Source organism: Paraliomyxa miuraensis, assembly GCF_026337845.1.
Classification (GTDB): domain Bacteria; phylum Myxococcota_A; class Polyangia; order Nannocystales; family Nannocystaceae; genus Paraliomyxa; species Paraliomyxa miuraensis.
Genome location: NZ_JAOVZF010000163.1, coordinates 123,182 through 150,078, shown reverse-complemented (window position 1 = coordinate 150,078; position 26,897 = coordinate 123,182). Strand labels below are relative to the sequence as shown.

Here is a 26,897-nt window from a genome sequence, read left to right as displayed (position 1 = left end):
TCGTGCATGGCGTCGAGGAGCGGACGGCGAGTGCGGGGCTGGCAGTTCAGTGCGCGCTGGCACGCGCGCTGGAGGGCCAGCGACGACTACGGCGGTGCGCTCGAGTGGAACGGCATGGAGTGGATCGACCCGGGCTTCGGCCCCACTCCGGCCAGCGGTGACGTGGCGTACTCGGGTTCGTTCGTCGAGATGCGGATCGCGTGGGCCGACCTCGGCGATCCCGACTATCTCGACGTGCACCTGGGGATGCTGCGCGAGCAGAACTTGAACGAGTGGACCTGGGCCGGGGTGCCCTCGGGTGCGTACACCGACGGCTACGATCCCAACGTCGGGCAGTTCTTCCAGTTCGATCTCGCGGGCTCGACGGTGCCGGCCGACTACGCGCCGATGTGAGGGGCCGCGCTCCCCTGGTCGGGCCCGGGCGCAGCCAGCCAGCGGTCAGTGGATCCCGAGCTCCTCGTACGCCGTGCCCGGCACCACGCGCAGGTCATCCACGGGGGCGGGCAGCAGCATCCACGAGGCGGGGCTGTCGGGCGGCACTTGCCCGGTGTTGTCGGCGATGCACTCGTAGAGCTGTCCGTCGTAGGTGACCAGCTCGCCCACCACGTAGTTGCGCGGCGGGCTGCCGGGCACCAGGGTCGAGATTGCCGTCCAGGCCTCGAGGCTCAGCACCGGCGTGCCCTCGGGATAGCCGCTGTCGACGAACTGCAGCGGCTCCACCGGGCCCTGCTCGTTGCCCATGACCGTGGGTGACATCCCGCCCTCCACCAGCTCGAGGTCGCCCTCCCAGCGGTTGCCCACGAATTGGACGTCGCCGCCGATCGCGGCCGCGAGGCGGAACACGGCCGCCGGTGGCGTCGCCATGGGGTCGAGCTCGTCGTAGGTGAAGTCGAGCCCGCGCACAACGTTGTCCATGAACGAGAAGCTCGAGCCGGCCTCGCTGTTGCCGCCGAAGTAGAACACCCGGTTGCGGGTCTCGGCCAGGTAGTTGTCGTGGAACTGCACCATGCGCGGGCCATCACCGGCCTGGGGCTGCGACCAGAAGCTGCCCAGGGTGCCCGCCCCGCCCATGAACACGTTGTGGTGGATCGACACCTCGCCCTCGCGGATCACGATCTGCGCGTTGCCGTCCTGATAGGCCCCCAGGCCGTTGTCGCGCCAGTGCAGCGCAGCAAAGGCGATCACGTTGTGGTGGATCTCGCTGCCATCGCCGATGTCCTGGATCTGCAGCGCCTCGTTGCCCGTGCGGACGAAGCGATTGTTGTAGACCTGCAGCCCCGGCGTGAGGTTGCTGGGCGGGCCGCCGGTCCAACCGAAGTACACGCCCTCGCCGTCCACGTCGTGGATGTAGAGGTCGTGCACGCGCACGTCGGCCATCGGGAGCTCGCCGGCATCCCAGGAGTTGAGCAGCCGCAGCCCCGCGAAGCCCGAGCGCTCGATCTCCACGAATTCGAGCTCGTAGGCGGTCGCGCCTCCCACCGAGATCCCCATGTGCAGGTAACCTCGCTGCGCGAACGCGTCGTCGCTCCAGAACCCGTAGTGCCCACGCGAGCCCGCATAGTCGCCACAGCGGTGCCCCGGCGCGGACTCGTCGCCGGTGCCCGAGTCCGGATCCCAGCGTCCGGTCAGCACCCACCCCGAGCCGCCGCCCATCGTCCACAGGTAGTTGGCTTCGGGATTGGGCGGCCCCACGCGCACCTGGCCGCCCATGTTGGTGATCACCAGCGGCGACGCGGGGTCGCGCTCCGGCAGGTTGCCCAGGCTGAGGCTCGTGTACTGACCGGCCGGGATGTACAGGCGATCGAGGGTGCTCCAGTCGACCTCGGGAAAGCTGGTCTGCACGTCGGGGTAGTAGATGCCGGCGCCGTCGCGCACCGGGAGCACGAACGTCGAGCGCGGGACGCCGTAGCGACCGAAGGGCTCGCACTCGGTGGGCGGTGGCTCGCCGGTCGAGTCGCTCGAGGTGTCGTCGGTGCTCGCGGTCGTGGTGCCCGTGCCGTCGGGGTCGACGGTGGTCGAGGGTGACGTCTCGGATTGCTCGGTGGTCGTGCCCGTCGACCCGGTGCCGTCGTCGGTGGTCTCGGTCGCCTCGCCACCGGGGCAGCCGAGCATCAGCGAGCCGAGCAACGATGGACCCAGCGAGCTGCGGAGCAATGAACGAAGACAGTGAGGGCGCCCAAGCATCGGGGCGACGATCGCAGATTTCGGCCGCTCCCCAAACCGTCTTGGCCGGGGGATGAATCAGGCCACGTCGGCGGGCGCGTAGGTGGCCGCGCGCGACAGCGCCCGGCGGACGAATTCGTACAGCTCCTGGCGGCGGAACGGCTTGAGCAGGCACGGGGGGCCGTCTTCGGCGGTGACCGGGGAGCGTGCGGCGGTCAGGCGCGGCCCCCCTCCGGTCACGTAGGCCACGCGCCCGGCCATGTCGGGGCAGGTGGTGGTGATCCAGGCGTAGAGCTCTTCGCCCGACTCACCGGGCATGACCAGGTCGCAGAGCACCAAGTCGTAGCGCACGCCCGCGGTCAGCAGCGTGCGGGCGTCGGCGGCCGACTCGGCCACGTCGACGCGGCCGAAGCGGCTGAGCATGGCCTGCAGGCCGCGGCGGATCTCGGGCTCGTCGTCGACGACCAGCAGGCGCGTGGCCTCGGGCGGTGGACGCTCGGGCGGCGGCGCGGGCTGGGCCACGCGCGGCTCGACGACCTCGGCGGGCAAGCGCACGGTGAAGCGCGTGCCCTGCTCGGGCTCGCAATCGAAGTCGATCTCGCCGTCGAGCTCGGCGACGTAGTTGTGGCACACCGCCAGGCCCAGGCCGGCACCGCGACCCGCCGGCTTGCTGCTCACGAACGGCTCGAAGATGTGGTCGCGGATCTCGGCGGCGATGCCCGGCCCGGTGTCCCACACGTTGATGTAGACCCACGAGCCCTCGCACCACGTGTCCACGCCCAGGGCCGCGGAGGGATCGCTGTCGCGGATGGGCTCGAGCGCCTGCGCGGCGTTGATGAGCAGGTTGAAGAGCACCTGCACCAGCCGCGAGGGATTGGCTCGGACGGCGGGCACGGACTCGAGCGAGGTGTGCACGCGCAGCTTGGGCGGCATCTCGGCGCGCGCCATCTCGAGGGCGGCGCGCACGGCTCGATTGACGTCGACCGACTCGCGACGGCCGTGGTCGCGGCTGTAGCTGGACAGCCCTCGCACGATCTCCTGCACTCGCTCGGCCCCCTTGCGGGTCTGCTGGAGCAGGCGCTGCAGGCGATCGAGCTGGGGATCGATCGGGCGCTCGTGCTCGGGATCGAGGCTTCGGCCGAGCTCGTCGAGGCACATGAGCATGTACGTGAGCGGGTTGCCGATCTCGTGGGCGACGCCCGAGGCGAGCACTTGCACCGCGGCCCGACGATCGGGCAACACGCGGCCGATCTCCTGGGTGATGGCGCGGGCAGGAGGCCGCGCCTGGGTGGGACTGGCGGGGACGGTCACGACGCTGAGGTTGGCGCGCCAGGGATCGCCCGGGGGGCAGGGATGCTCGGAGAGGCAGAGCCGCGCGGAGATCGGTGGCTCGTCGTCGCGGAACAGCTCGGTGGTCCATGCAGGCGCCGAGCCTTCGCGATGGAGTCGGTCGAGACGCGCGAGCACCTCCTGGGTCGTGGCTGGGCCCAAGAGGGTTGCGAGCGAATGGTCCTCGGCGGTGCCGAACTGGCGTTGAGCCGCGAGGTTGCTGCGCGAGACGTGACCGCGTTCATCGAGTTCGAACAACGGAAACGGCACGTGCTCGCGCGCGTCATCGAACGAGTCGACCGCGCCGGCCTCCTTGGCCCCGTCGCTCGTGTCGCTCACGGGATCCGTACTACGCGCATCGCGTCGATGGGTCCAGAGTCAACCGCCAAGCTGCCCGAAACGGGACAGCAGCACTGTAGAGGGACCCTCTGCGATTGCCGGCCGCGCCCCGAACGCGCGTACGGGGAGCACTTACGTCTACAGACAGATCGCACCGCACGAGGCGAGTCCCAGATCCACGCAGATGGCATCCCACTCGTTGGTGCAGCAAAACGCGTCCATCGTGCACACGCAGATCTGAAGCGGGACGTCCTGGCAGCCCGGGGTGGGGTGGGGCACACAGCAGTCGCCCGAGTCGGTGGTCTCCTCGACCAGCAGCGAGAAGCTCCCCTGCGCTCCTCCCATGCCGTCGATCACGATCACGACGGTCTGTCCGGCGAGGAGGTAGGCGGCTGCCGTCGCGGTTGGGCCTCCCGCGTCGTCGTTGCAGGCCAGCTCGGGACCCAGGCACCCACCGTCGAGCAAGTACACGACGGTGTCGAACACCGAGCCGCCGGTGTCGAAGCGATAGGCGCCATCGGCGGGGGCGGTCCACAGGTAGGCGTGGTCGGGGCTGCCCAGGCCCCCGCAGCTCCCCGCGCTGGCTTCGTCGGCGGCGGCGGTGCTTCCCATCAGCGAGAAGGGGACCGGCATCGCGCCGAGGTCCTCGTCGGGACAGGTCCCCGTGAGACGATCGATCGACACGGCGAAGTTGCCTGCGTTGCCGAGCCAACCCTCGACGACGGCGGTGACCGACTGGCCGGTGGACAGCGGCAGGGTGAGGGCCGAGGGCCCGCCGAAGGTGCCGGGCTCGTCGTTGTTGCACGAGAGCTCGGGGCCACCACACGTACCGTCGAGCACCGAGAGCACGGTGTCGAAGTCGCTGCCCAGGGTGTCGAAGCGGTAGATCCCATCCTGGGTCGCGGTGAACGTCAGCGCTTGATCGGGCTCGTCGGGGGTGCCGCAGCTGGGCTCGAACTGATCGGTTGCGAGCAGGGTCTGGCCGAGCACGGTCTGGGGGAGCGGTCCGCCCAGGTCCCCGGCCGGGCACTCCACGGTGCCCTCGTGCACGCTCAGGGTCACGGGTCCACCCTGCACGGAGAAGCCATCGACCACCACGGTGACGGTTTGGCCGGCGGCCAGGGGCAGGCTGGTCAGCGAGGCGGTGGAGCCGGGGACGCCGTCGTCGTTGCAGCGCAGCTGCGGGCCCTCGCACCCGCCATCGAGCACGTAGAGCACGGTGTCGATGCCGGACCCGATGGTGTCGATCACGTACGAGCCATCGGCGGGGGCGGTGAGCGTGTAGGCGATGTCGGGAGCCGAGCCGCCGCCGCACGTGCCCTGGAGCTCGTCGTCCTGGAGTGCGGTGCTGGTGACGACGGTGGTGGGGAGCATGCCGAGGTCGAGCATGCCGGCGGGGCAGGAGACGTGCGGGGAGGGGCCGGTGGTGTCCGGCTCGTCGGTGGTGGTGCCCGGGTTTGCGGCGGTGGTGTCGGGGTCGACGGTGGTGGTGTCGTCGGTCGGTGGGCTCGCGGTGGTGTCGGGGTCGACGGTGGTGGTCGTGCCCTCCGATGCGGGCGCGGTGGTGAGCGGCGGGGGATCGGTGGCGGTGGTGCCCGTGTCGTCGTGGGCGACCGGGGGCGGATCATCGAAGCATCCCGAGAGCAGGACGACGAGCGAGCCGAGCGCGAGCCGGCGAGCGCAGAGGCGTCGGGGCGGTGATGCCATGGCGGCCGGCGAGCATTGTCGCATGGCCTGCGCCACGAGACCGGCTACGCCTGCGAGGCCTCGAACGCCCGGGCGAGGCGTGCGGCCGCCGCCCGTCGCAGGGGGCCTTCCACCGCGAGCGTGAGTACGCCCAAGAGCGCGGTCGGATCGGTGGGCAGGGCGGCCACGAGCGCCCCGTGGAGCTCGAGGGCGTCGCCGCGCCAGCGCACGAGCGAGAGCCCGGGGTCGCCCCACACGACGCGGGCGGATGCGAGCACGTCGCGAAGCCCGGGCACGAGCAGGCGGGGAGCCTGCGCCATCACCACCTCGCCGAGCACGCGCACCACGGCGTCGGGGAGCGGGGTGCCGCACAGGGCGGGTGGGGCGGGCGGCAGCGGCGAGGGCTCGTCGCGGGGCTCTCCGCTGGGATCGAGGCGCAGCAGCTCGGCCACGATCGTCGGTCCCACCGCGATGCAAGCCACGACGTCGTCGCCGTCGCGCTGCAGCCGACGCATGCTCGTGGGGGCGGGGTCGAAGGCGTGGCCATCGAGGTGAATGCGCTCGATGCCGGCCCGGTGCTGCACGCAGATCCTCGGTCGCGGCCAGCACCGCACGTGCGGCGCGGGGTGGAAGGCGACGTCGATCGTGTCCATGGTGCCCGCGAGCGCTCGCTGCTCGGCGCCCGCCAGGAAGCGCGCCTGGGCCCGGGCGACGGGCTCGTCGACGCGGAAGCTCGCCTCGAGCGCGCTCCACAGCGCTGCGCTGGGATAGGGCCCCCGGTAGCGCAGGGGATCGGATCCGGCGCGGAGGGCCCGCCATGCCAGCAAATCGAGGATGGCCGTGCCCGCGCCGGGGGGGAGCGCGCCCGGGCGATCGAGCGCGGGGATCGAGGTGGGGTGGTGCCAGTCGACGGCGCTGGCGAGGGCGAGGGTCTCGCCCTCGGGGCTCACCACCGCGTCGCAGCGGCCGAGCACGGCGTGGTCGGCTGCGTCGAGGACGAGCGCGATCTGGCGGTGATCGGGCAGGCGTAGCCACAGGCGCTCGTGGTCGCCGGTACGGTCGCGCCGGAGCAGGACGTTCCCGTGGGGGTCGAGGATGCGTCGTGGGAGGCCCTGCGGGTCGTGCTCGTCGTAGATCCACTCGAGCCGGGGGGGCGCGGGCATGGGCGGGCAGGGTAGCAGCTCGGCCGTCATGCGTCCGTGGGTCAGGGGAGGCCGAGCGCAATGCTATAGAGGAGGCGTGCCCGAGCCACAGACGCTGCTGCTGTCGATCGTGACCCGGTTGCTCGACGATCGGATCCCGGCACGCCTGCTGGCCCTCGGCGATGCCGCGGCCGTGCTGGCGATGGCCGACGGCAGCCTCGTTGGCATGTTCTCGCCCGACTATGGTCCACCCGAGGAGATCGGCGCCAAGCTGCGCGCGCTGGTCGAGGGCAACCCGAGCGCGCACCTCAAGCTGGTGTTGGTGGGCGGCGGGCCCGAGCTGCGCAAGCAGCTGCCGCGCGGCGGGGGCATGTTCTCGCGTCGGGCCGTTCAGCTGTTCCACCTCGGTCCCGGCGAAGGCGATGCATGGTCGGTGTGGATCGATGGCGGGGCACGGCTCGACTCGCCGATGGGTGAGATCCTCCAGGCGGCTGGGCGCGGCGAGCTCCCGCCGCCCGATCGCGCCACGCTGGGCAAACGCGTGGAGCGACCGCCTCCGCTCACGGCCGAGGAGCACGAGCGGCTGGTCGAGGGGCGTGCGTTCGCGGATGGCCTGCGGGGGCGACCGCGGGCCTCGCTGGCGCTGCTGGTGGGGTTGGTCGGGGTGTTCCTGCTCGAGGAGCTGTGGGGAGGCAGCGAGACGGTCCCCACGCTGGTGCGCATGGGAGGCAACACGGCGGACGCGCTCGGAGGCGAGCCATGGCGCTTGCTCTCGTCGGCGTTGCTGCACGCGGGCTGGTTCCACATGGCGGTCAACGGCTTCGTGCTGTTCGTGCTCGGTGGCTTCCTCGAGAAGGTGCTGGGCGTGCCGCGCTATGGCGTGCTGCTGGGTGCGGCGGCCGTGGGGGGCAGCTTGGCCAGCGCGTGGCTGTCGTCGGGTGTGCTCAGCGTTGGCGCATCCGGGGCCATCTGGGGGGTGCTGGGAGCAGCCGCGGCGCTCTCGTGGCGGCCGCAGGGGCTGATTCCGGAGGCCGTGGTGGGGACCTTGCGGCGCAACGCGATGATCAACCTGGTCATCAACCTCGGGGTGTCGTTCCATCCGCAGGTCGACCTGTGGGCGCACCTGGGCGGTGGCGTGGTGGGGGCGGCGCTCGTGGGCGCGGGCGTGCTCACGCGGGGTGCATCGCGCTACGGCTTGGGCGAGGAGGGGCGGGCCGAGACCGCGACGGGGCGTGGCCTGGTGATCGCTGCGGTCTCGGTGGTGGCGCTCTTCGTCGCCTCGCTCGCGGCGGCGTGGTCGGTGGGGCGGCCGTGGGAGCTGACGCGCGAGCCCACGGCGTGGTCGCAGCACGAGCTCGGTCCGGTCGTGCTCGAGGCTCCAGCGCTGCTGGGCGTGCCGCAGCCGATCCCGCCGGCATCCCCGTCATCGGGCGGGGCCGCGATCGGGACCGAGCCGGGCGGCATGGCCTGGTCGCTGGGGGATCCCATGCGCGATCCCATGGTGCTGACGGTGGAGATCGAGCCCCATGGGCTCGACGCAGCGACGCTGGCCGAGCGTACGCGCAGCTTCGAGGCCGACTCGGGACCCGCCGCGCCGAGCGGGGCGCGGGTCTCATCGCCCTGGCAGCGGCGGCAGGGCGATGGACCTCCGACCTTTGCGGTCGAGCACGTCTACGACGAGGGGCCGCGCCTGACCCTGCTGCTGCAGGTCCGTGACGACGTGGACGTGTGGATCAAGAGCGAGCGCTGGCCCACGTTGGCGAGCACGTGGGCCCCGGCGCTGCAGCGGATGCACGAGTCCCTCGACGGGGCCTCGCCCGCTAGCTCACCTGACCCGCGGCGGTGACCTGGAAGCTCACGTCGCGGCGTCCCCCGGTGATGTCGACCTGGATGGTGTCGTCGTCGACGCGGGAGAAGCTCATCCCGATCTCGCGCCCCTCGGGATTGACGACGGTGTACGTCCCGGCCTCGGGCACCGGGTCGATGCTGCGGGCCTCCACGCCATCGATGGTCATGTCCCACTCGCCGCGGTCGTTGGACCAGCGGCGCTCGCCGGTCACGCTCACGCACACGGCCTCCACGCCCTCGCAGCGGGTGAAGGTCTGGGTGCGATCGGAGTCGACCTCGGTGGTGCGGTCGTCGGTGGTGAAGGTCCAGTCACCGATGATGTGGCGCTCGCCGTCGTTCCAGGTGACGGTGGCGGTGCCGTCCATGGTGACGCGGCCGCCCGTGAACCCCTCGTAGGTGTGGGTGACCTTGGCGCCCTCTCCGGGCAGCTCCAGGTCCACCGTGACCACGCCGGCGTAGGTTCGGCCGCGGTAGACGCAGGCATCGCCGAGCTCGCCGAAGTCGATCGAGACCCGGCCGGGCTGCACGGTGACGGTGGAGCAGGGGACCTGGCTCTCCACGAAGTCGCGGATCTCCTGGGCCGCTGCCTCCACGCCCTGGCCGAGGGTGAAGCTGGTGGTCAGCTCGATGATGTCGTCCTGGGTGCCCAGGCCATCGCCGAGCTCGGCGATCTCGATCACGGCCTCGCGCATCTCCTCGCGGGTCGCAGAGTCCCCGAGATCGCAGGCGGGGAGGGCGAGCAGGGTGGGGGCGAGGGCGAAGGCGGCAAGGGTCTTGGCGTTCATGGCGGTCGTCCGAATCAGGTTGGCCCCCTTGATAGCAAGGGGCGCGCACGGAGGATTTAATCAATGATATCAACATGAGGTGAGAAGGAGCGTGGCAGGATGCAGCAGCATCGAGCCACGCTCGGCCGCGGCGTCTCGGTACGCCACGGTGACCACCGGCTGGTACCCTGTGCCCGCATGCGGTCCGGCGAGGGGGTGGGGCGTCCGCGATTGGCCAGGATCTTGCTCGGGGCCCGTCGGCGGGCGAGCGGCCTGCGGCTGGTGCGGCTACGCGCGGGCCGCTTCGAGATTCCCGCGCTGGTGGGCGGACCCGATCGAGGGGTGCCGCTGGTGATGCTGCACGGGTTCTCGGACACCAAGGACAGCTTCGTCGACGTGGCGCGATCGCTCACGCGCACGCGGAGGGTGATCCTGCCCGACCTGCCCGGGTTCTCGGAGGCCAGTCAGCCCATCGACCATCACTACACCGTTCCGAGCATGGGGGCGTCGCTGTTGGAGGCGCTGCGGGAGCTCGCGCCTTGCGGAGCGCACCTAGTGGGCAACTCGCTGGGCGGCGCGATCGCGGCCTGGGCCACGCTCGAGCACCCGGAGTGGGTCCGCTCGCTCACCTTGATCGGCGCGGCCGGAGTGCCGATGCCCGTGCCCAGCGCGATGCAGCGCCACATCGAGGCCGGCCACAACCCGTTCGTGGTGCGGGGGGAGGAGGAGTTTCCCGCCTTCCTGCGCTTCGTGCTCGAGCGCATGCCGCTGATGCCCGGCCCGGTGATGCAGGCGATGGCGCGCGACTTCGTGGTGCGGCGACCGATGAACGAGAAGATCCTCGACGAGCTGGTGGCCGATGGCCTCGACCTGAGCGAGCGACTCTCGGAGATCGCGGTGCCCACGCTGCTGCTGTGGGGAGATCGCGATCGTCTCATCGATCTCTCGGCGGGGAGGGTCTACCACCGGCTGATCCCGCGGGCGCGGCTGGTGGTGATGCACGGAATCGGCCATTGTCCTCAGGTGGAGGCGCCGCGGGCCACGGCGCGGCGGATCGTCGAGACGATGGCGGCTGGGGAGGCGTAGGATGGGCTGGTCCGTGCGGCCACGGCCATTGGGAATGGCCGGCCGTCGGTCGGACGTCGAGGGCTCGCCACCATGTCTCGGTCTCGCCTCGGTCATCGCAAGCAACTCCTCCTCCTCGCGGCCGCCGCTTCCGTGCCCATCAGCCTTGGACTGACGGCATGGCCGCCCGCCGTACCCAAGCGCGAGGTGATCGTGGTGCAGGCGATCGCGCCCACGCCTGCGCCGAGCGCCTGCGGCGAGACTCCGGAGTCGGGAGCTTGCGTGCAGGAGCCGGTGGTCGAGGTGGAACCGGTGATCGAGCCGGTGGTCGAGCCGGCCGTGCCGGCATGGGAGCTGGAGGTCCCGGGCTTTGCGTGGGTCGTGGGTGGGCAGGTGGTGCTCTCGACCACGCCCGACGAGGCGTGGGCCGCGGGTCCGGTGCAGGCGCTGGACGAGGACGGCAGCGTGGTTCGCGCGGTCTCCGAGGAGGCGCTGCCCCAGGGGATCCGGGCGGCTCGCGGGACGCGGGTGGACGTGTATGCGGACGACGGTACGCGATGCAGCGGGGTGATCGAGGCGCCGCAGCTGCAGGCGGAGGTCGAGGGCGATCTCGAGGAGTTGACCTGGGACGAGTCGGACGACGACGACGCCGATCGCGAGGACTACTACGAGCGGGCGGAAGCCGAGCGCCGGGCCGACCTCGCGCCCAACGTGTGGGAGCATGGGCGTCGGTTGCTGGTGGCTCCGATCGCGCTCGAGGCCGGATGCGGCAGCGAGACCAGGGAGCTTCGCTTTGCACGGCCGCACCAGGAAGAGGCCGTGGCGGTGCTCCAGCCGGGGCGCAGCGGCAAGCCCCGGGCCGCGCTCGCACGGTCGTTCCTCGCGCTGCCCGAGCTGGTCGAGCTGTCGGGCGAGCTGCGGACGTACGCCGAGGAGTACCGGAAGATGCTGATCGAGGAGGCCAAGGAGTCCGCCGGGGTGGACGAGCTCGATCCCGAAGCGGTGCCGCAGGGACCGTCGGCGCAGCTGCGGACCTACCTCCAGGCCGAGCGCTGGCGGGTGGGCGAGGGCGCGGCTGCGGCGGTGACCGTGTGGACCGAGGGCGAACCATTCGAGGCCGAGGCCTGCGGTGACTACCTCTCCCCCTCCTGGGGCATTGGCACCGTCGATGCCGAGGGGGAGATTGGCAAGGTCCACCTCGGTTCCGATGGACATCCGATCGCGATGCTCGATCTCGAGGGCGATGGCCAGCTCGAGGTGCTCGTGCGCGTGTCGTGGGGCGATGGGATCCGGCTGATGACGCTGACCGAGAGCGGGCTGGAGGAGCGTAGCGTGCTGGAGTCGGTGCCCTCGTTCGGTTGTCCGTGCTAGCGTCCCACGGCGGCGCGGGCCCGTAATCCGGCCGTGGATGGTCCACAGCGGTTCTGCCATCCATGCTGCGCAGGGGCGTTTTCCGGGGCCCGTGGTCGTGTCATGGTCGCGCCCGGTGAACGGAGAGCGCGCCACGACCACGCCCTGCCCCGACGAGGCGATCATCGCCGCGTTCGCGCGAGGTGAGCTGTCGTCGTCGCAGGCCGAGGAGCTCGAGCTCCATCTCGACGCCTGCGAGGGGTGCGCCCTGGTTGTGGCCGAGCTGGCACGGATCTTCGAGAGCGGCTCCGGCCGTGAGCCCGACCAAGACCCTCGATGCACCGACGAGCCCCTGCGTACCGAGGAATTGGCGGCGACCCTCGGAGCCGATGACGACACGGGCATGCGCCCCCTGGGCCCGCTGCTGCGCGCCGGGGCCGAGGTGGGGCGCTATCGCGTGCTCGACTGCGTGGGCGTGGGGGGCATGGGGGTGGTCTATGCGGCCTACGATCCCAAGCTCGATCGAAGGATCGCGCTCAAGCTCCTGCGCAGGGCCGAGGGCGACGGTGGCAGCCAGGGCCGCAACGCCCGGCTCCTACGCGAGGCCCAGGTGCTGGCCAAGCTCGCCCATCCCAACGTGGTCACCGTGCACGACGCCGGTACCTGGGAGGACCAGGTGTTCGTGGCCATGGAGTTCGTGGAGGGGGCCACCCTCAAGGCGTGGCTCCGCTCGTCGCGATCGTGGCCCGAGCTGCGCGAGGTGTTCGTGGCGGCGGGGCGCGGTCTGGCGGCTGCGCACGCGATCGGGCTGGTGCACCGCGACTTCAAGCCCGACAACGTGCTCATCGGCAAGGATGGTCGCGTACGCGTGACCGACTTCGGTCTGGCGCGCTGGGGAGAGCCCGCCGCGTCCATGACCGCCCGGATCCAGACCGACGAGTCGTGGCGCGACGGCCCCCCATCCATCGAGCTCGAGGTCTCGCTCACTCGGACCGGTGCGCTGGTGGGCACGCCGGCCTACATGGCGCCCGAGCAGTACGAGCACCGTCCGGCCGATGCCGCCTCGGACCAGTTCGGGTTCTGCGTTGCGCTCTACGAGGCGATCTACGGCGAGCGCCCGTTTCCTGGACGCACGCTGGCCGAGCTGGCGAGCAACGTGCTCGAGGGCCGACGCGCCGACGTGCCGGCCGATCGCACCGTGCCTCGTGCGGTGCGGGAGGCGATCCGGCGCGGCCTCTCGCGTCGGCCGGGGGATCGCTTCCCCACCATGGAGACGCTGCTCGCCGTGATCGATCGCCGACCGAGCCGGCGCGCTTGGCCATGGGTGGCGGTGGGGGGGCTCGTGCTGGCCATGGGCGCGGGAGGCCTTTGGGCCTACGCACGCGACGACGCTCCGCGCTCGGCGTTCTGCCGCGTGGAGCGGGGCTTGCTCGAGGTCTGGAGCCCGCAGCGACGCGAGGGGCTCATGCAGGCGTTTCGCGAGACGGGCCTTGCGTACGCCGAGCAGACGATCACGCGCGTGGTGCCGGCGATCGACGACTACGTGGCGCGCTGGGAGCGGCTGCGGGCGCGGTCGTGCGATCCCGAGGTGGCGGCGATCGAGGGGCCTGGCGGCGCCGCCCTGCGCGAGCGCTGCCTCGACCGCCACCGGGTCGCGCTGCAGACCGTGCTCGAGGGCTTCGACCACGCCACCCCGCAGGTGGTGGCACGGGCGGTGGGCTCGGTGGCAGCGCTCCCCGACGTCGAGCGCTGCGGCGATCCCGAGGCGCTGGTGGCCGAGCTGCCCCCCGCGCCGCCGCCCGAGCTACGCACCGCGGTGGAGGCCGTGCGCGACCAGATGTGGCGCGGCGAGGGGCTCGTCGCGGGCGGTCGCTATGCCGAGGGGCTCGAGCTGGCCCGCCGCATCGACGCCGAGGCCACCGCGCTCGGGCACCGGCCGCTCCAGGCCGAGACCCGCCGCTTGCTCGCGCGGCTGCTGGACTACAGCGGCCAGGCGGAGGAGGCGAACGAGGCCTTCGAAGAGGCGGGGCTGCTCGCGGCGAGCTCGCGGCACCGTCGCGTGCTCGCGCAGGTGCTCGTCGAGCAGGTCTACGTGCTCGGGATGACGCTGCCCCACGTGGCCGAGGCCGAGAAGGTGGCGCGGCGGGCCGAGGCGGAGCTCGAGGGCGTGGGCATGGGGGACGACGCTCGATCGGCCCTGCTGCTCAACCGCGGAACCGTGGCCTTTCGTCGCGGCGACTACGGGGCCGCGCGGGAGCTGTGCCGCGAGGCCATGGCCTACCGCGATCGCGAGCGCGAGCCGCTGCGGTGGGCCGATGCGGCATTCAACCTGGCGACCATCGAGATGCTCATGGGCCACGAGCGGCAGGCCATCGTGCAGCTGCGGTCGTACGTGGAGGTGTTCGAGGAGGCGCTGGGGCCCATGCACCCCGAGGTGGCGGCGGGCTACCAGAACCTGGGCTCGGCCTATCTCAATGTGGGGGACCACGCCAAGGCCCAGGCGGCGCTCGAGCAGGCCGAGCGGATCCAGCGGGAGACCCTCGGGGAGGAGCACCCCCTTCGTGCCGCGTCGCTGAACCTGCTGGGTCAGGCGCTCGCGGCCCGCGGGCAGCGGGAGCAGGGCCTCGAGCACACGCGGCGCTCGGTGGAGATCTTGGCCGCGCACGACGATCCGGTGGAGACGGCGACCAACCGCGTCGACATGGCGCAGATGCTGGTGGCGCTGGGCCGGCTCGACGAGGCCGAGCGCGAGCTGGACCACGCGCTGGAGGCCCTGCGCCAGGGCGTGGAGCCCGAGCACCCCTACGTGGCCGACGCGCACGAGGCCCTGGCCGAGCTGGCGGCGGCGCGTGGCGACGCCGCGGGGGTCCGCGAGCACATGGATCGCGTTCGGGCGATCCGCGTGACGATGGTGGGTGGGGAGCAGGGTCCCGAACTCGATGGCGTCGCGGTCGGCCGGGCCCGGCTCCTGCACCAGGCGGGGGCGAGGGACGAGGCGCTCTCCGAGCTTCGCACGCTGCTGGATCGTTCGACCGATGGGCCCATGAGCGAGTCGATGGCGGCCGCTCACGTGGCCCTGGCGGAGATCCTGTGGGAGCGTCCCGAGCGTCGGGTCGAGGCGCGAGGGCTCGCCCAAGCAGCCGAACGCGGTCTTCGCTCGCAAGGGCTGGGGGCTGCGGCCGATCATGCCAAGGCGTGGCTCGACGCCCACCGGGAGCATTGATCGAGTCGCGCTCCGACGTTGACACTCTCGACGGCGCCTCGCTATCTTGCAGGCGCAGGAACGGAGCGTAGGCGCAATGGCGAAGAAGACGGCTGCGAAGAAGAAGTCATCGAAGAAGGCGGCGCCTCCCAGGGCCGCGAAGAAGGCCGCCCCCCCCAAGGCCGCGAAGAAGGCTGCCGCGCCCAAGGCCGCGAAGAAGGCTGCCGCGCCCAAGGCCGCGAAGAAGAAGGCCGCGCCCGTCGAGACGGAGATCACCGAGGATCACTGGGCGAAGGTCTACGCCAAGGCGTGGCTCGACGAAGGCTTCCGCACCCTCCTGGAGACCGATCCCACGGCGGCGCTCGAGCAGTACGCCAACGAGAATGGGATCAAGTGGTCCAAGCGCTTGGTGGTGCCGCCTGTTCCGACCAAGAGCCCCGCGGATCAAGACGAGAACTGCATCCACCTCGTCTCGTGCTGCTGAGGCGGGGCCGCTGCCATCGACGGGATGGTGATGCGCTCGCCCGCCGCGTCCGAGGACGAGAGCACGGCTGCACCGGCCCATCCTCGTCTCGCGCTGCATCTGCGCCCCGAGATCGTGCCCGGCGAGGGGCTCTATCTCCTCGCCGAGCCCGATCCCATTCACTTCCCGGGTGAGGTCTTCGAGGCGTTGTCGCCGTTGCTCGACGGTCAGCGGTCGATCGAAGAGGTATTTGCGGCGCTTGCCGGCCGCTGCTCGCCGCACGAGGTCTTCGAGGCGCTCGATCGCCTGCGCATGCGGGGGTTGCTGCGAGAGGGACCGGCTCGTCCCGACGGGCCCATGCCCGACCCGGCCGCGGTGGCGTTCTGGGACGCGCAAGGAGCCGAGGGCTCGAGCGCCTGCGCCCGGCTCGGCGAGCTCGTGGTGTCGGTCACCGTCCTGGGCGATCGGCCGGTGTCGCCCTGGATCGAGGCCCTGCGCGCTCAGGGCATCCGGGTCGGAGAGCACGGCTCGATGGCCCTGGTGGTCGCCAACGACTACCTCGATCCCGCCGTGGCGGCCTTCGACGCTCGGGCCCGGGCCGAGGGCCGTCCATGGGTGCTGGTGCGCCCGTGGGGCGCTCGCCCATGGCTGGGCCCCTTGTTCGTACCCTCGCGAACCGGCTGCGCCGAGTGCCTGGCGCATCGGCTCCGCGGTCATCGGCGGCTGCAGGCCCACCTGCAGCGAGCCCTCGGTCGCCCCCCGGGTCCGCCGGTGATGGAAGCGCTGCCCAGCACGATCACCATGGTCGCGGGCATCGTGGTGACCGAGCTCTCACGGTGGTCGCTGCTCGGCCGGAGCCTGCTGGAGGGGACCGTCGTCACCCTCGAGCTGTCGGCTCTGGAACGCCGGATCCACCGACTCGTGCGCCGCCCCCAGTGCCCTGCGTGCGGCAACCTCCGCCCGAGCGCATCGCGGGCCCCATGGCTGGGCATCGTCGATCGACCCGTGACGTCGGGGCAGGATGGGGGATGGCGCACGTGCACGCCCGAGGAGACGATCGAGCGCTTGCAGCATCACGTCAGCCCGATCACCGGCATCATTGCCGCGGTGGAGCCTCGGCTGGCCTCGGGATCCCCGCTGACGCCGATCTACGTCACCGATCACAGCTTTGCGCAGATGGACACCGAGCGGTGGTTCCTGCGGGAGGGCTTTCGCAAGCGCTCGGGGGGCAAGGGGTGCACGTCCACCCAGGCCCTGGCCAGCGCGCTGTGCGAGTCGATCGAGCGCTACTGCGGGGTGTGGCAGGGCGACGAGCCGTGCCTGCGAGCCACCCGCGAGGCGCTGGGTCCTGCGGCCCTCCACCCCAACGACTGCATGGGGTTCAGCGAGCGCCAGTACGTCGAGCGCGAGCGCTGGAATGCGTTCGGCTCCAAGGTTCGCCACGTGCCCCAGCCGTTCCACGACCGGCTGGTGCTCGACTGGACCCCGCTGTGGAGCTTGGTCGATCGGTCGCTGCGGTACCTTCCCGCGGCGCAGTGCTACTACGGCTACCCCCCCGAGGGCGGACCGCGGATCGCCGTGGCCGACTCCAACGGGTGTGCGGCCGGTAACACGTTGTTCGAGGCGGCGCTGCAAGGGGTGCTCGAGCTGGTCGAGCGCGACTGCGTGGCGCTTTGGTGGTACAACCGCCTGCGGCGACCGGGCGTGGCGCTGGAGTCGTTCGATGCGCCCTACCTGCTCGAGCTTCGCGAGCACTACCGGATCCTCGAGCGTGAGCTGTGGGCCATCGACATCACCAGCGACCTCGGCATCCCGGCGTTCGCCGCCGTCTCGCGGCGGGTGGATCAGCCGCGCGAGGACGTGCTGCTGGGATTCGGGGCCCATGTCGATGCTCGGGTGGCCCTGGTCCGGGCCATGACCGAGGTCAACCAGTCGCTGCCGTCGGTGCCCAGCCACCTCGAGGGGCCGGAGGCGCGGCTGCGGGGCGACAACCACGAGGCGCTGCGCTGGTGGAGCACGGCGACCGTGGCCAGCGAGCCGTACCTGGCGCCGGCCCCCGACCTTCCCGTCTCCACGCTCGCCGACCATCCGCCTCCGCCCTCCGGATCGCTGGCCGACCAGCTGCACCGGTGCGTCGAGCGGCTGCACGCGCAGGGTCTGCACCCGCTGGTGCTCGACCAGTCGCGCCCCGACGTGGAACTCTCGGTGGCCCGGGTGGTGGTGCCAGGGCTTCGTCACTTCTGGCCGCGCTTCGGGCCCGGCCGCCTCTACGACGTTCCCGTGGCTCGGGGGTGGTGTGCGGCTCCACTGCTCGAGCGGCAGCTCAACCGGCACGTCGTCTACTTCTAGTCCGCGAGCCCACGCTTCACGAAAGGCACGACTCATGCACAGAGCAGGAACATCAGAACGCGTCCCCTTCGACATGCTCATCGGCGACTGGGTCGGGGTAGGGATCATCTTCTATCCCAATGGCGCCTATCACTCGCACATCGCCAGCCGCGTGTGCCTGCACGACGAAATCCGCGGGAACCAGCGCTTCCTTCGCTATCAGAACTTCAGCGGCGAGGGCGATCCGTTGCCGCATCCCTCCGATCCCGCGCCGCCTGGCGACGTCCACGATCTGTTCACGGGGGTGGTGGCGTCGATCTGCCGGTGCAACTACGAGATGTTGTTCGCCGTGAATGGCAAGCGGACCGTGGCGGTGGAGAAGTCCCCGAGCATCTTGTCGGCCGTGGGGTACATGTCGACCAACGACAACTACTCGTTCATCGTCAGGGACACCTACAACCTGCCCAACGGCGAGACCGAGATCCTCACGCTCCACAACAACCACTACTTCCCGTCGAGCAACACCCGGCAGGTATTCGGCACCATCGAGGACTCGCAGGGCCAGACCGTCCTGCTGACCAGCTTCATCTACACCTCGTATACGCCGCCGCCGGGCCAGGACGACTAGGTCCTCGATGTCGGGCCCGACCCATGGATCCTCGGCGGTCGTCCGGGGATCCCACGCGGTCGTGGTGGGCGGAGGCCTCGGCGGGCTGCTGGCCGCGCTCGTGCTCCGGCACCGGTTCGAGCGGGTGACGGTGCTCGAGCGCGATCGTTGGCCGCAGGCCCCGGCGGCTCGACGCGGCGTACCGCAGGGGCGATGCCTGCACGTACTGGCGGCCGAGGGCCTGCGCATCATCGAGGGCCTGGTCCCGGGGTGGACGGATGCGCTGGCCAGGGCGGGCGTGGCTTCGTTCGACCTGGGGGCGCAGGCTCGGATACGGCTGTCGTCGGGTTGGCTGCCGCGAACGACGGCCGGGGCCGCCACCGTGGCGTGCTCGCGGGGCTTGCTCGAGCACGTGCTGCGGCAGCGGGTCGAGGCCACGCCGGGGGTGGTGCTCGCCGCGGGCCACTCGGTGCGTCGGCTGCTCGGCGATGGTGCTCGGGTGATGGGTGTCCGCGTCGAGGGCGACGGCAAGGCGTGGGACGAGCCGGCCGAGCTCACCGTGGTGTCCACCGGAGGGCGATCGGCCCTCACCGCGTGGTGGAGCGAGCTGGGGCTGCCGCCGCTGTCGCATGTGGTGGTGCCTTCCCCCCATCGCTATGTGTCGCGTTGGTTCGAGGGCCCTCCCCCTGAAGAGGACGATTGGAGATTGCTGTCGATCACCCCGGCTCCGACCGGCGTGGGCGGAGGGGTGCTCGTGCGCGGCGAAGGTCGACGCTGGGGCCTGGCGTTGCTGGTGCCGTGGCACCGGCCGGCGCCCACGACCGATGCCGAACTCGTGCATGCGTGCGCCAGCCTCACCGACTCGGCGCTGCACGAGGCGCTGCGGTTCGCACGTCCGGTGACGCCGATCGTGCGGCACGAGCGGATCGACAATCGGCGGCTCGACCTGCATGGCACGCCGCGCTGGCCCGAAGGCCTGGTGGTGGTGGGTGATGCTGCTTGCACCCTCGATCCCTACTTCGGCCTGGGCATGTCCGCGTGTGCGCGAGGGGTCGAGGCACTCTTGGCGCTCGACCCGAGCGCCCCGAGCAGCGCTCGAGTCTGCCAGCATCGCGTGCTCGAGCACGTCGACCCCGCATGGCGTCTGGCGACCGAGGGTGAGGTGGCGAAGGGGCCCGCCGCATACTTCCGCCGCACCGTGCTGCACCTGGCCCCTCGCCACCCTCCGCTGGCCCGGGTGCTGCTGCGGCGCATGGCGTTGCTCGAGCCTCCCGAGGCGCTCGAGCGATCCGAGGTGGTCGAGTTGGTCCATGCCGCACTCGCTCCGCCAGCGAGCCGAGGCTCGCGTTCACGACCCGCTCGAGGCCACCGCAGCGCTCTTCGGGCAACATGCGGTACCCTCGGGAACGACCATGAGCCATGATTCGGAAGGCCTCGGCTCGGCGGAGCGCATCATCAAGACCCTCCTCGAGTCGACCGACCACATCGTCCATCACCGGCCGGGGATGATGATCGCCGACCCCCAGGCGCCGACCGGCCATCGCTGGTGCTCGGTGACCTGGCGGAAGAAGGGCGGACAGAAGCAGGTGTTCCGCATGGAGCGGCACACGCCGATCTACGTCGGAGTCCTCGATGGCGAGGACCACGTCGTCGAGGGCGGTCGGGTCGTCGGCAAGTACCGCGCCCCCGGGCTCTACCCCGAGGCAGCGGCCTGGTACTACCGCAACGCGCTCGAGGTCTGGAAGCTCGACAACGAATTCGCGGCTCGATGGGCATCGCATGCGTTCGGGCAGAAGCACCGCGATCTCAAGGTCGTCCTGGCCGCGCTCATGCTCGTGCAGAGCCGCTGCGGCGAGCCGGTGCGGGAGAACGGCGAGCTGCTGTTCCACGACGACGACCTGCGAGCGGTGGGCGAGGCCATGTGCTTGCTCGAGCGCAAGGACAACCAGCACCTCAACCCCAAGATGCTGCTGCGCGTCGGTCAGCTGCTGTCCCTGCCGGCCATCGCCGATCTCAATCGCCGCGCCGGCTTCGGCCGATCCGCGCGCAAGCCGATCCTGGGCCGGTGGCCCAAGGTGGTCGCCCGCTGGCTGTGGCAGCGCGAGCGCATCCCGCAGAAGCTCGTTGCGCTGGTCAACGCGGGATTTCGGACCACTGTCATGGAGCTGACCCGTCGCAGCGGCTACAAGCCCGACAGCCCGCGCTTCTTCGAGATCCTGCGCTGGAAGCAGAAGCAAGCGAGCGATGGTCGACGCAGCATGGCGATCGGAGCGTCGGTCCCGGAGGCACAGACCTGGCAGGGACTCTCGGAGGCCGAGATCTGCCAGCGCATCGTCGACGGCCGGCCGAGCTACAAGCGCATCGTGGGCATGCTGCCGACCGAGGTCGGCTTGACGCGAGCCATCGTGGCGGCTGCCGCCGAGGCCGGCTCGCTCTCGGACAACGACCTGGTGCTGTTGACGCCGACCCTCGAGGAGATGGATCTGCTGGACGTGCCGATCATCGGCGAGCGGTGGATGAGCGCCATGTCCAAGTCCGAGGACCGGCGTGCCGCCAACATCGCCCAGCGGGTACGCGGCCAGAAGACCGCCGAGGTGCTGCGCCAGGCGGCCGACGGCGCCCTGCAAAAGGCGATCGAGAAGGTCGGCGAGGGGCTACGGGTCTACGTGTTCGTGGACATCTCTGGGTCCATGGAGCAGGCCATCGTCACCGCCAAGGCGCACATCAGCGCGTTCCTGCAGGCGTTCCCGCTCGATCGCCTGCACGTGGCGGTGTTCAACACCATCGGGCGCGAGGTGCAGATCCGCCACGCGTCCGCGGCCGGCGTGCAGCAGGCCTTCCGCAGCTTCCGAGCCGGCGGAGGGACCAGCCATGCCGCGGGGATCCAGTGCCTGGCCAAGTACAAGCCCAAGGAGGGTGAGGACGCGCTGTTCCTGTTCATCGGCGATCAGCAAGAGGGGCACTTCCCCGAGGCCGTGCGAGCGTCGGGGATCTCGCCGGTGGCGTTCGGGTTCGTGCCCGTCGGCGAGCACGACTTCCAGGATGCGGTCACCGGCACCGCCCGCGACCTGGGCATCCCTTGCTTCATCCTCGACGAAGCCACGATCGCCGACCCCTACGCGCTGCCCCGTCACCTGAGCACGATGATGGCCGCTGCGCCGGCGACTCGCTCGAGCTCGGTACGGCAGACCCTCATCGACACCATCTTGCAGACCGAGCTGCTGCGACCGCCGATGTGGGCGCGAAGGTGAGCCATGGGCTGGGCCGATCTCCTCCAGAAGGACGAGACCGTCGTGGCCCCGTGGCTCGGGGGTCGACGCATCGTCTCGGGCGTGCGGCGATGGACCATCGACGGCCCGCTGCCCCCCGAGCACGGGTGGTACTCGTTCAGCGTGACCGGCGGTCGCAAGGCCCGGACCGGCGCCTCGGCCGTGGCCGACCCCGAGCTGTTCGCCAGGAGCGAGCGCATCTGCGGATATCTCATCGGCAACCGGCTGATGGCCGACGACGTGGCATTGGAGCTCGACAGCGCGCGCATCATCGAGCGCACCCGGGTGGTCCACCTGCTCGAGCCGGGCCTCGATCGCTTCAGTCGCATCCAGGCCGCGGTTCACGACGAGCGCCTGGTGTACTTGCAGCCGGAGTTCCCCCTCGGTCCCGAGGGTGACGTGCTCGAGGCGTTCGAGGATCGAAGGCCCTCGATCGATCACGTGGCCGGGGTGACCCCCGCCTTGCACATGGTCTACCGCTGGCACAGCTGGTGGCGTGACGAGCGAGAGCAGCAGATCCGGGCCGAAGAGGAGCGGCAGCGTCGCGAGGAGGAGCAGCGACGGCGCGAGGAGGAGGAAGAGCGACGCCGCATCGAGCGAGCGCAGGCGGCCGAGCGCGAGCGGCTGGCCCAGGAGGCGCTCGAGCGGCGGCGCCAGCAGGAGGCTCGTGGCCGGCGACGGGCCGGCAACCGAAGCATCGGCAGCGAGCGCGAGCATGCACGGCGCGTGCTCGCCGAGGCCGGGGCGGAGCTGCTGGACTGGACCCAGGGTCGAAGTGCCAGTCAGGCCATCGTCAGCTTCCGCTACCTCGGCCGGCGCTTTCGCTCGGTGGTTCGCGTGCCCGGCCTGCGCATCGTGGAGGCCGGGATCTGCCTCACCGACTCGCGCAGCGGCGAGCGAGGCGACGATCGTTTCACCCTGGCGTCCTTGCCCGCCGTCATCGCCCAGGCCGAGCGCCAGAACCAGCTGGTCATCCTCAGGTGGTAGCCATGGAAGTCGCCGAAGCCGCGGTGGTCATCGACCACGACGATCAGCCCACGTACTGGCATCTTCCCGCCGGGCGGACCGCGGCCTCCATTCCCGACAGCCGGGACCTCTGGATGGTGCTGTGGAACGGTCGAGAGCGCCTGGCCGGGGTCGCGCACACCCATCCGGCCGGCGTCGACCAGCCTTCGAGCATCGATCTGGTGACCTTCCGTGCCTGTGAGGATGGCCTGGGTCGGCGTCTATCGTGGTGGATCGTCACCCCGACCGAGGTCATGCTTTGCTCGCACGACCCGACCGATCCTCGTGGCTACCGCTGCCATCCCGACCCGGTGCCCCACGCCTGGGTCGAGCCCCTGCGTCGCCATTCGTGGCCCGCGACCGATTCGAGCGCTCGAGAGGAGAGCTGAGACCATGCGCTACGCACGACTGAACATCACCTGGAATGGCCAGAACGGCGACCTGCCCGATCCCGTGAGCTGGCACGCCTCCGACAAGGAGATCCTGCAGTGGGCGACGGAGGCGGTCCGTTCCGGCAGCGTCCCGGGCATCACCAAGACCCACAACGTCCAGCTTCACCGCTTCGTGGTCGACCGGTTCCCCGCCAACAAGCAGGTCCCCGAGGACCGCATCTACGTGCGTCCGCCGACTCCGTTTGGCGCCTTCCTCGGCGACGCCTCGCGCGGAATCAACCCATGCGAATAGTCGTGGTGGGGGTCGGGGCCCTCGGTTCTCATGTGGTCCAGCTCGGTCGGACTCTGCCCGTGCAGTGGAGAGTGATCGATTTCGATCGCATCGAGGCCAAGAACCTGCTGGCGCAGTTCCACACCCGCATGGGCACGGGCAAGAACAAGGCTCAGGCGCTGCAGCAGCTCATGCAGGGGTTGTTCGGGGTCAAGATCGACGCGGTTCCCCATCGTCTGACGGCGGACAACACCGAGGCCCTGCTCGGTGACGCCGAGCTGGTCGTCGATTGCCTCGACAATGCGCAGGCCCGCACCCTGGTGCAGCAGTTCGTGCGAGAGCGTGGCATTGCGTGCGTGCACGGTGCGCTGGCGCCCAATGGCGAGCTCGGGCGCGTGGTCTGGGACCACCTGTTCGTGATCGACGGCGAGGACACGCCCGGGCAAGAGACCTGCGAGGGGGGCGAGCACCTGGCCTTCATCGCCCAGACGGCGGCGACCTTGGCCCAGGCCATCGCGCTCTACGTCGGCGATCGGCGCCAGGTCAGCACCCAGCTCTTGCCGTCGCAGAGCATGGTGCTTGACACCCGCGAGCCCGGCTCCTAAGCTCGACGATGCCTGTCCAATCGGGTGCAGCATACAAGCGTTTAGCTCACTGGTAGAGCGTCTGACTACGGATCAGAAGGTACAGGTTCGAGTCCTGTAACATCTCCCGCTCGCCCTCTCGGACAGGCACTACTTCCTCTCGCCCCGCTCGACGCGGCGCCGGTCATCGGGGACGATCGACGCGGGTACGAGCGATGCCGAGCGAACTCACTCCGTCGTAGGCCGCTCTGCGCCACGCGTGAGCCTCCTCCATCATCCCTCGAAACCAGCACCTTCGAGCCACACCGGCCCATCCATTGGCCACGACCCGGCCAACGGGCGGACCACCTTCGAAGCATCGCTTCGCCAACTCATCGAGATCCTTCGACCCACCTCTCGGTATCGATTTCGCAGGGTCCTGGGCCCATGAGAGGCCGTCGGCGTCCCCGCAACATCCACGATGCCTTCGTTCGGCGTGTGTTCTCTCGTGCCGACACGGTGTCAATCCTCCTGCGGCACGTGCTTCCACCGCGGTGCCTCGAGTATCTCGACCTTCGCACCCTCGAGCAGGTCTCGGCCGACTACGTTGGCCCGAAGCTGGCTCGACGGAGCTCCGATCTCCTGTTCACGGTACGCCTGCGCGGCACGAGGCACCGCATTACGATCTACATCGCGCTCGATCACCAATCCTCTCCCGATCGTCTCATGCCGTGGCGAGAGCTCGAGTATCTCGTCCACATCTGGAGCCGTCACCTCGAGCGCCGGGGTAGGCAGCCCAAGACGCTGCCCTTCATCCTGCCGATCGTCATGCTCCAGCCCCGTGCATGGGCCACGCCGACTCGGCTCTCTCAGATCGTGGATCTTCCACCCGTGGTCCGTGCGGCCTTCGGAACGCCCGTCGAGCTCGAGATGCTCATCGATGATCTTCGTCGCCCGGTCCTCGATGATCCATGTGCCGCTACACCTTCCGCGGCATTCGTCGAACTCGCGCGTGCGTTGCTCTACGCATACGAGAACCCTTGCGCGAATACCGAGGAGCGGGCCGCGAGTCTCGTCCCGCTGCTCGAGCGCTTGCTGGACCCGAAGTACTCAGATGACGTCGCCACGCTTTGGGCCTATACCAATGGTGCACTCGAAGAAGGATCGCCGATTCACGCGACCTTGCGTCGTGTCATCAACCCGGAGAATCGACCCATGAACGACGAAGACATCCTCATGAAGCCGTGGATCACCAAGGGTATGCGCAAGGGTATGCAGAAGGGCTTGCAGAAAGGGATGCAGAAAGGGATGCAGAAAGGGATGCAGAAGGGCCGGGCCGAGGGTCTTGCCCAGGGGCGTACCGAGGGTCTTGCCCAGGGGCGTACCGAGGGTCTTGCCAGGGGCCGCGCCCGGTCGTTGCTCGATGTCCTCGAGCTACGGTCCTGCCGCTGACCCCTGCCATGCGCCGACGCATCCTCTCCACCAAGGACGAACGAGCGCTCGAACGCTGGTTTCGACGAGCGGTTGCGGCTGCCTCGCTCGACGAGGTCTTCGGGCCGGGCGAGCTCCGGCAACGAGCGTGACGACCGGCGGATCACTCGAGTTCGGCCGGAGCCGAGCCGAGCATGATCTCGCCCACCGATGCCTCCACTCTCGGGTCCAGGCCGGTGATCGCAGCGAAGCGCGAGCTGTCGCCCGTACCCAGCGCACACGCGGCCAGGCCCATGGCGGTCGCCACCAGGTAGACCGACTGGAGCACCACCCCGACCTCCTGGAGGATCAAGCGATGCGCGAGGTGACCGTAGGCCCACGCGGTGCGTCCAAAGCGGGCGCCGAGCACCAGCAAGACCTGAGGTGGATCGGCGGCGCCACTGGCCGTCATTGCATCGCGTAGCAGCGCCTGCACGGGCTCGCCATGGGTCTCGACGCGGTAGAGCGCGTGTTGCTGCGGGTGATAGTGGTAGAAGCCACGGTCGAGCCCCTCGCAGCGACCCACCGCCAGATAGGCCTCGAGGGGGTGCGAGGCGCCAGCGCTGGGGTAGGGTCGGTCGCTGCGACCCTGGCGCTCGTCGGGCGTTCCAGGTGTGATCGCACGAGCCCGCAGGGTGCGAAACAACAGCTCGGCCAGCGCGTCGACGTCGATCGGCGCGGTCGCATGCTCTCGTCGCGAGCGCCGCTGCTCCATCACTGCGGCCAGGGGGGGATCGTGATGACGGCGATCGTCGAGGTCGGGCGACGCAAGCGCGATGCGCTCGCGTCCGCAGGGGGGCGCGAGCACGGGTGGAGGCTCGAAGCGTCCGGCGAACGGCAAGTGCTTGCCGATGGGCACCCCCGATCGTGGCTGGCGTGCACGGTGATGAGCCAGGAGCTCGACCGGATCCCACATGCCCAGGCCTGGTTCTGCATCTTCGGATGCCAGCCCCTTGCTCGGGATGCGCACCAGGAATCCACCGACCAGCAGCATGCCCACCACTGCCCCCAGGACCGGACCCGGCAACCCCTCGTGCGCGGCCAGGGCGGTGAGGCTGGAAGGGCTCGCCAGATCGTGCAACGACGCGGCCACGCGCCGGTCGTGCACGTGCACCCGCGCCGAGGTGAGGGGCGACTCGAGCCACAGCCCCGTCCCCTCGCGGTGGATCCGGACGAAGCGCGAGAGCTGGAGCACCGCGGCGGGCTCGGGGGCCACGGCCCAGCGCCCGCGCGAGGCATCACTGGCACGCACGGTCAGCAGCGCGGATCCTTGCCACTCGAGGGTGCGACACAGGACGTTGCCGCGGGCCAGGCGGCCCAGCAGGGCGATCATCTCCGTGGGCTTGCCGTCGGGGGCAGCGCTGCGATGCAGCTCGAGCAACTCTCGCCCCGTGGCACCGGTGGTGGCGATGCGCTCGAGCACCACGTCGAGACCAGGGAGTCGCTCGCCCAGCACGAGCCGACCGGCGGGCCCGCGGACCCTTGCCCCTCGGAGCGGATCGAGCTCGAGGGTCGACTCGGCACACAGCCGGAACACCTCGCGGAGATCCTCGCTCATGGTGGGACGATCCTGGTGGGGCTCGGCCGGGGTTGCGACCCCGATGCATGCCGAGCGCCGGCGGGTTAGGGTACCGCGGTGGC

General features: G+C 70.5%; 22 protein-coding genes. 16 read left to right on the top strand and 6 right to left on the bottom strand.

All coding sequences use genetic code 11. The features are described 5' to 3' along the window. Window positions 1–6 precede the first annotated feature (6 nt). The gene (locus OEB96_RS40795; RefSeq protein ID WP_266222347.1) at window positions 7–393 is read left to right on the top strand and encodes a hypothetical protein; all 387 of its coding nucleotides are present in this window, start codon (window positions 7–9) and stop codon (window positions 391–393) included. Between the two features lie 45 nt (window positions 394–438). Here the strand turns inward: OEB96_RS40795 and OEB96_RS40790 are convergent, their stop codons facing one another. From OEB96_RS40790 to OEB96_RS40775, 4 genes are all read right to left on the bottom strand, one after another. Further along, on the bottom strand, window positions 439–2,184 hold the full coding sequence (locus tag OEB96_RS40790) for a right-handed parallel beta-helix repeat-containing protein (protein ID WP_266222346.1): 1,746 nt from the start codon (window positions 2,182–2,184) through the stop codon (window positions 439–441). Window positions 2,185–2,241: 57 nt separating this feature from the next. Next, a complete protein-coding gene (locus OEB96_RS40785; protein WP_266222345.1) occupies window positions 2,242–3,831 on the bottom strand; it encodes a hybrid sensor histidine kinase/response regulator in 1,590 nt (529 codons plus the stop codon). 138 nt (window positions 3,832–3,969) lie between these two features. Beyond that, entirely contained in the window at window positions 3,970–5,538 is a 1,569-nt protein-coding gene (locus OEB96_RS40780; RefSeq protein WP_266222344.1) for a hypothetical protein, read from the bottom strand. A gap of 44 nt (window positions 5,539–5,582) precedes the next feature. Beyond that, window positions 5,583–6,680, bottom strand: coding sequence for a hypothetical protein (locus OEB96_RS40775; RefSeq protein WP_266222343.1), 1,098 nt, complete (start codon window positions 6,678–6,680; stop codon window positions 5,583–5,585). Between the two features lie 76 nt (window positions 6,681–6,756). Between OEB96_RS40775 and OEB96_RS40770 the strand changes: the two genes are divergently transcribed. After that, the gene (locus OEB96_RS40770; RefSeq protein WP_266222342.1) at window positions 6,757–8,505 is read left to right on the top strand and encodes a rhomboid family protein; all 1,749 of its coding nucleotides are present in this window, start codon (window positions 6,757–6,759) and stop codon (window positions 8,503–8,505) included. Here OEB96_RS40770 and OEB96_RS40765 read toward each other — a convergent pair. Further along, window positions 8,480–9,292 (bottom strand): hypothetical protein, encoded by an 813-nt coding sequence (locus OEB96_RS40765; RefSeq protein ID WP_266222341.1) that lies wholly within the window; start codon window positions 9,290–9,292, stop codon window positions 8,480–8,482. The genes OEB96_RS40770 and OEB96_RS40765 overlap by 26 nt on opposite strands. A gap of 99 nt (window positions 9,293–9,391) precedes the next feature. Between OEB96_RS40765 and OEB96_RS40760 the strand changes: the two genes are divergently transcribed. The 14 genes from OEB96_RS40760 (at window position 9,392) to OEB96_RS40695 (ending at window position 25,369) form a co-directional block, all read left to right on the top strand. Next, entirely contained in the window at window positions 9,392–10,357 is a 966-nt protein-coding gene (locus OEB96_RS40760; protein ID WP_266222340.1) for an alpha/beta fold hydrolase, read from the top strand. Window positions 10,358–10,429: 72 nt separating this feature from the next. Then, a complete protein-coding gene (locus OEB96_RS40755; protein WP_266222339.1) occupies window positions 10,430–11,707 on the top strand; it encodes a hypothetical protein in 1,278 nt (425 codons plus the stop codon). 115 nt (window positions 11,708–11,822) lie between these two features. After that, window positions 11,823–14,909 (top strand): protein kinase domain-containing protein, encoded by a 3,087-nt coding sequence (locus OEB96_RS40750; RefSeq protein WP_266222338.1) that lies wholly within the window; start codon window positions 11,823–11,825, stop codon window positions 14,907–14,909. Between the two features lie 76 nt (window positions 14,910–14,985). Then, entirely contained in the window at window positions 14,986–15,372 is a 387-nt protein-coding gene (locus tag OEB96_RS40745; protein ID WP_266222337.1) for a hypothetical protein, read from the top strand. Window positions 15,373–15,396: 24 nt separating this feature from the next. Continuing rightward, complete coding sequence (locus OEB96_RS40740) at window positions 15,397–17,700, top strand: TOMM precursor leader peptide-binding protein (protein WP_266222336.1); 2,304 nt, start codon at window positions 15,397–15,399, stop codon at window positions 17,698–17,700. A 73-nt stretch (window positions 17,701–17,773) separates the two neighbouring features. Further along, complete coding sequence (locus OEB96_RS40735) at window positions 17,774–18,307, top strand: hypothetical protein (RefSeq protein ID WP_266222335.1); 534 nt, start codon at window positions 17,774–17,776, stop codon at window positions 18,305–18,307. 7 nt (window positions 18,308–18,314) lie between these two features. Next, entirely contained in the window at window positions 18,315–19,709 is a 1,395-nt protein-coding gene (locus OEB96_RS40730; RefSeq protein WP_266222334.1) for an FAD-dependent monooxygenase, read from the top strand. Then, entirely contained in the window at window positions 19,699–21,537 is a 1,839-nt protein-coding gene (locus OEB96_RS40725; RefSeq protein WP_266222333.1) for a vWA domain-containing protein, read from the top strand. The genes OEB96_RS40730 and OEB96_RS40725 overlap by 11 nt, the downstream gene beginning before the upstream one ends. 3 nt (window positions 21,538–21,540) lie before the next feature. After that, the gene (locus OEB96_RS40720) at window positions 21,541–22,542 is read left to right on the top strand and encodes a hypothetical protein (RefSeq protein WP_266222332.1); all 1,002 of its coding nucleotides are present in this window, start codon (window positions 21,541–21,543) and stop codon (window positions 22,540–22,542) included. 2 nt (window positions 22,543–22,544) lie between these two features. Beyond that, window positions 22,545–22,949 carry a Mov34/MPN/PAD-1 family protein gene (locus OEB96_RS40715; protein ID WP_266222331.1) on the top strand — a complete coding sequence of 135 codons (405 nt, stop codon included), beginning with the start codon at window positions 22,545–22,547 and terminating at the stop codon, window positions 22,947–22,949. A 4-nt stretch (window positions 22,950–22,953) separates the two neighbouring features. Further along, on the top strand, window positions 22,954–23,244 hold the full coding sequence (locus OEB96_RS40710) for a hypothetical protein (protein WP_266222330.1): 291 nt from the start codon (window positions 22,954–22,956) through the stop codon (window positions 23,242–23,244). Then, window positions 23,235–23,828 (top strand): HesA/MoeB/ThiF family protein, encoded by a 594-nt coding sequence (locus tag OEB96_RS40705; RefSeq protein ID WP_266222329.1) that lies wholly within the window; start codon window positions 23,235–23,237, stop codon window positions 23,826–23,828. The genes OEB96_RS40710 and OEB96_RS40705 overlap by 10 nt, the downstream gene beginning before the upstream one ends. 405 nt (window positions 23,829–24,233) lie before the next feature. Beyond that, the gene (locus tag OEB96_RS40700; protein WP_266222328.1) at window positions 24,234–25,238 is read left to right on the top strand and encodes an Rpn family recombination-promoting nuclease/putative transposase; all 1,005 of its coding nucleotides are present in this window, start codon (window positions 24,234–24,236) and stop codon (window positions 25,236–25,238) included. A gap of 8 nt (window positions 25,239–25,246) precedes the next feature. Next, window positions 25,247–25,369 carry a hypothetical protein gene (locus OEB96_RS40695; protein ID WP_266222327.1) on the top strand — a complete coding sequence of 41 codons (123 nt, stop codon included), beginning with the start codon at window positions 25,247–25,249 and terminating at the stop codon, window positions 25,367–25,369. An 11-nt stretch (window positions 25,370–25,380) separates the two neighbouring features. Here OEB96_RS40695 and OEB96_RS40690 read toward each other — a convergent pair whose 3' ends face one another. Further along, entirely contained in the window at window positions 25,381–26,814 is a 1,434-nt protein-coding gene (locus tag OEB96_RS40690) for a SagB/ThcOx family dehydrogenase (protein WP_266222326.1), read from the bottom strand. Between the last annotated feature and the right edge of the window lie 83 nt (window positions 26,815–26,897).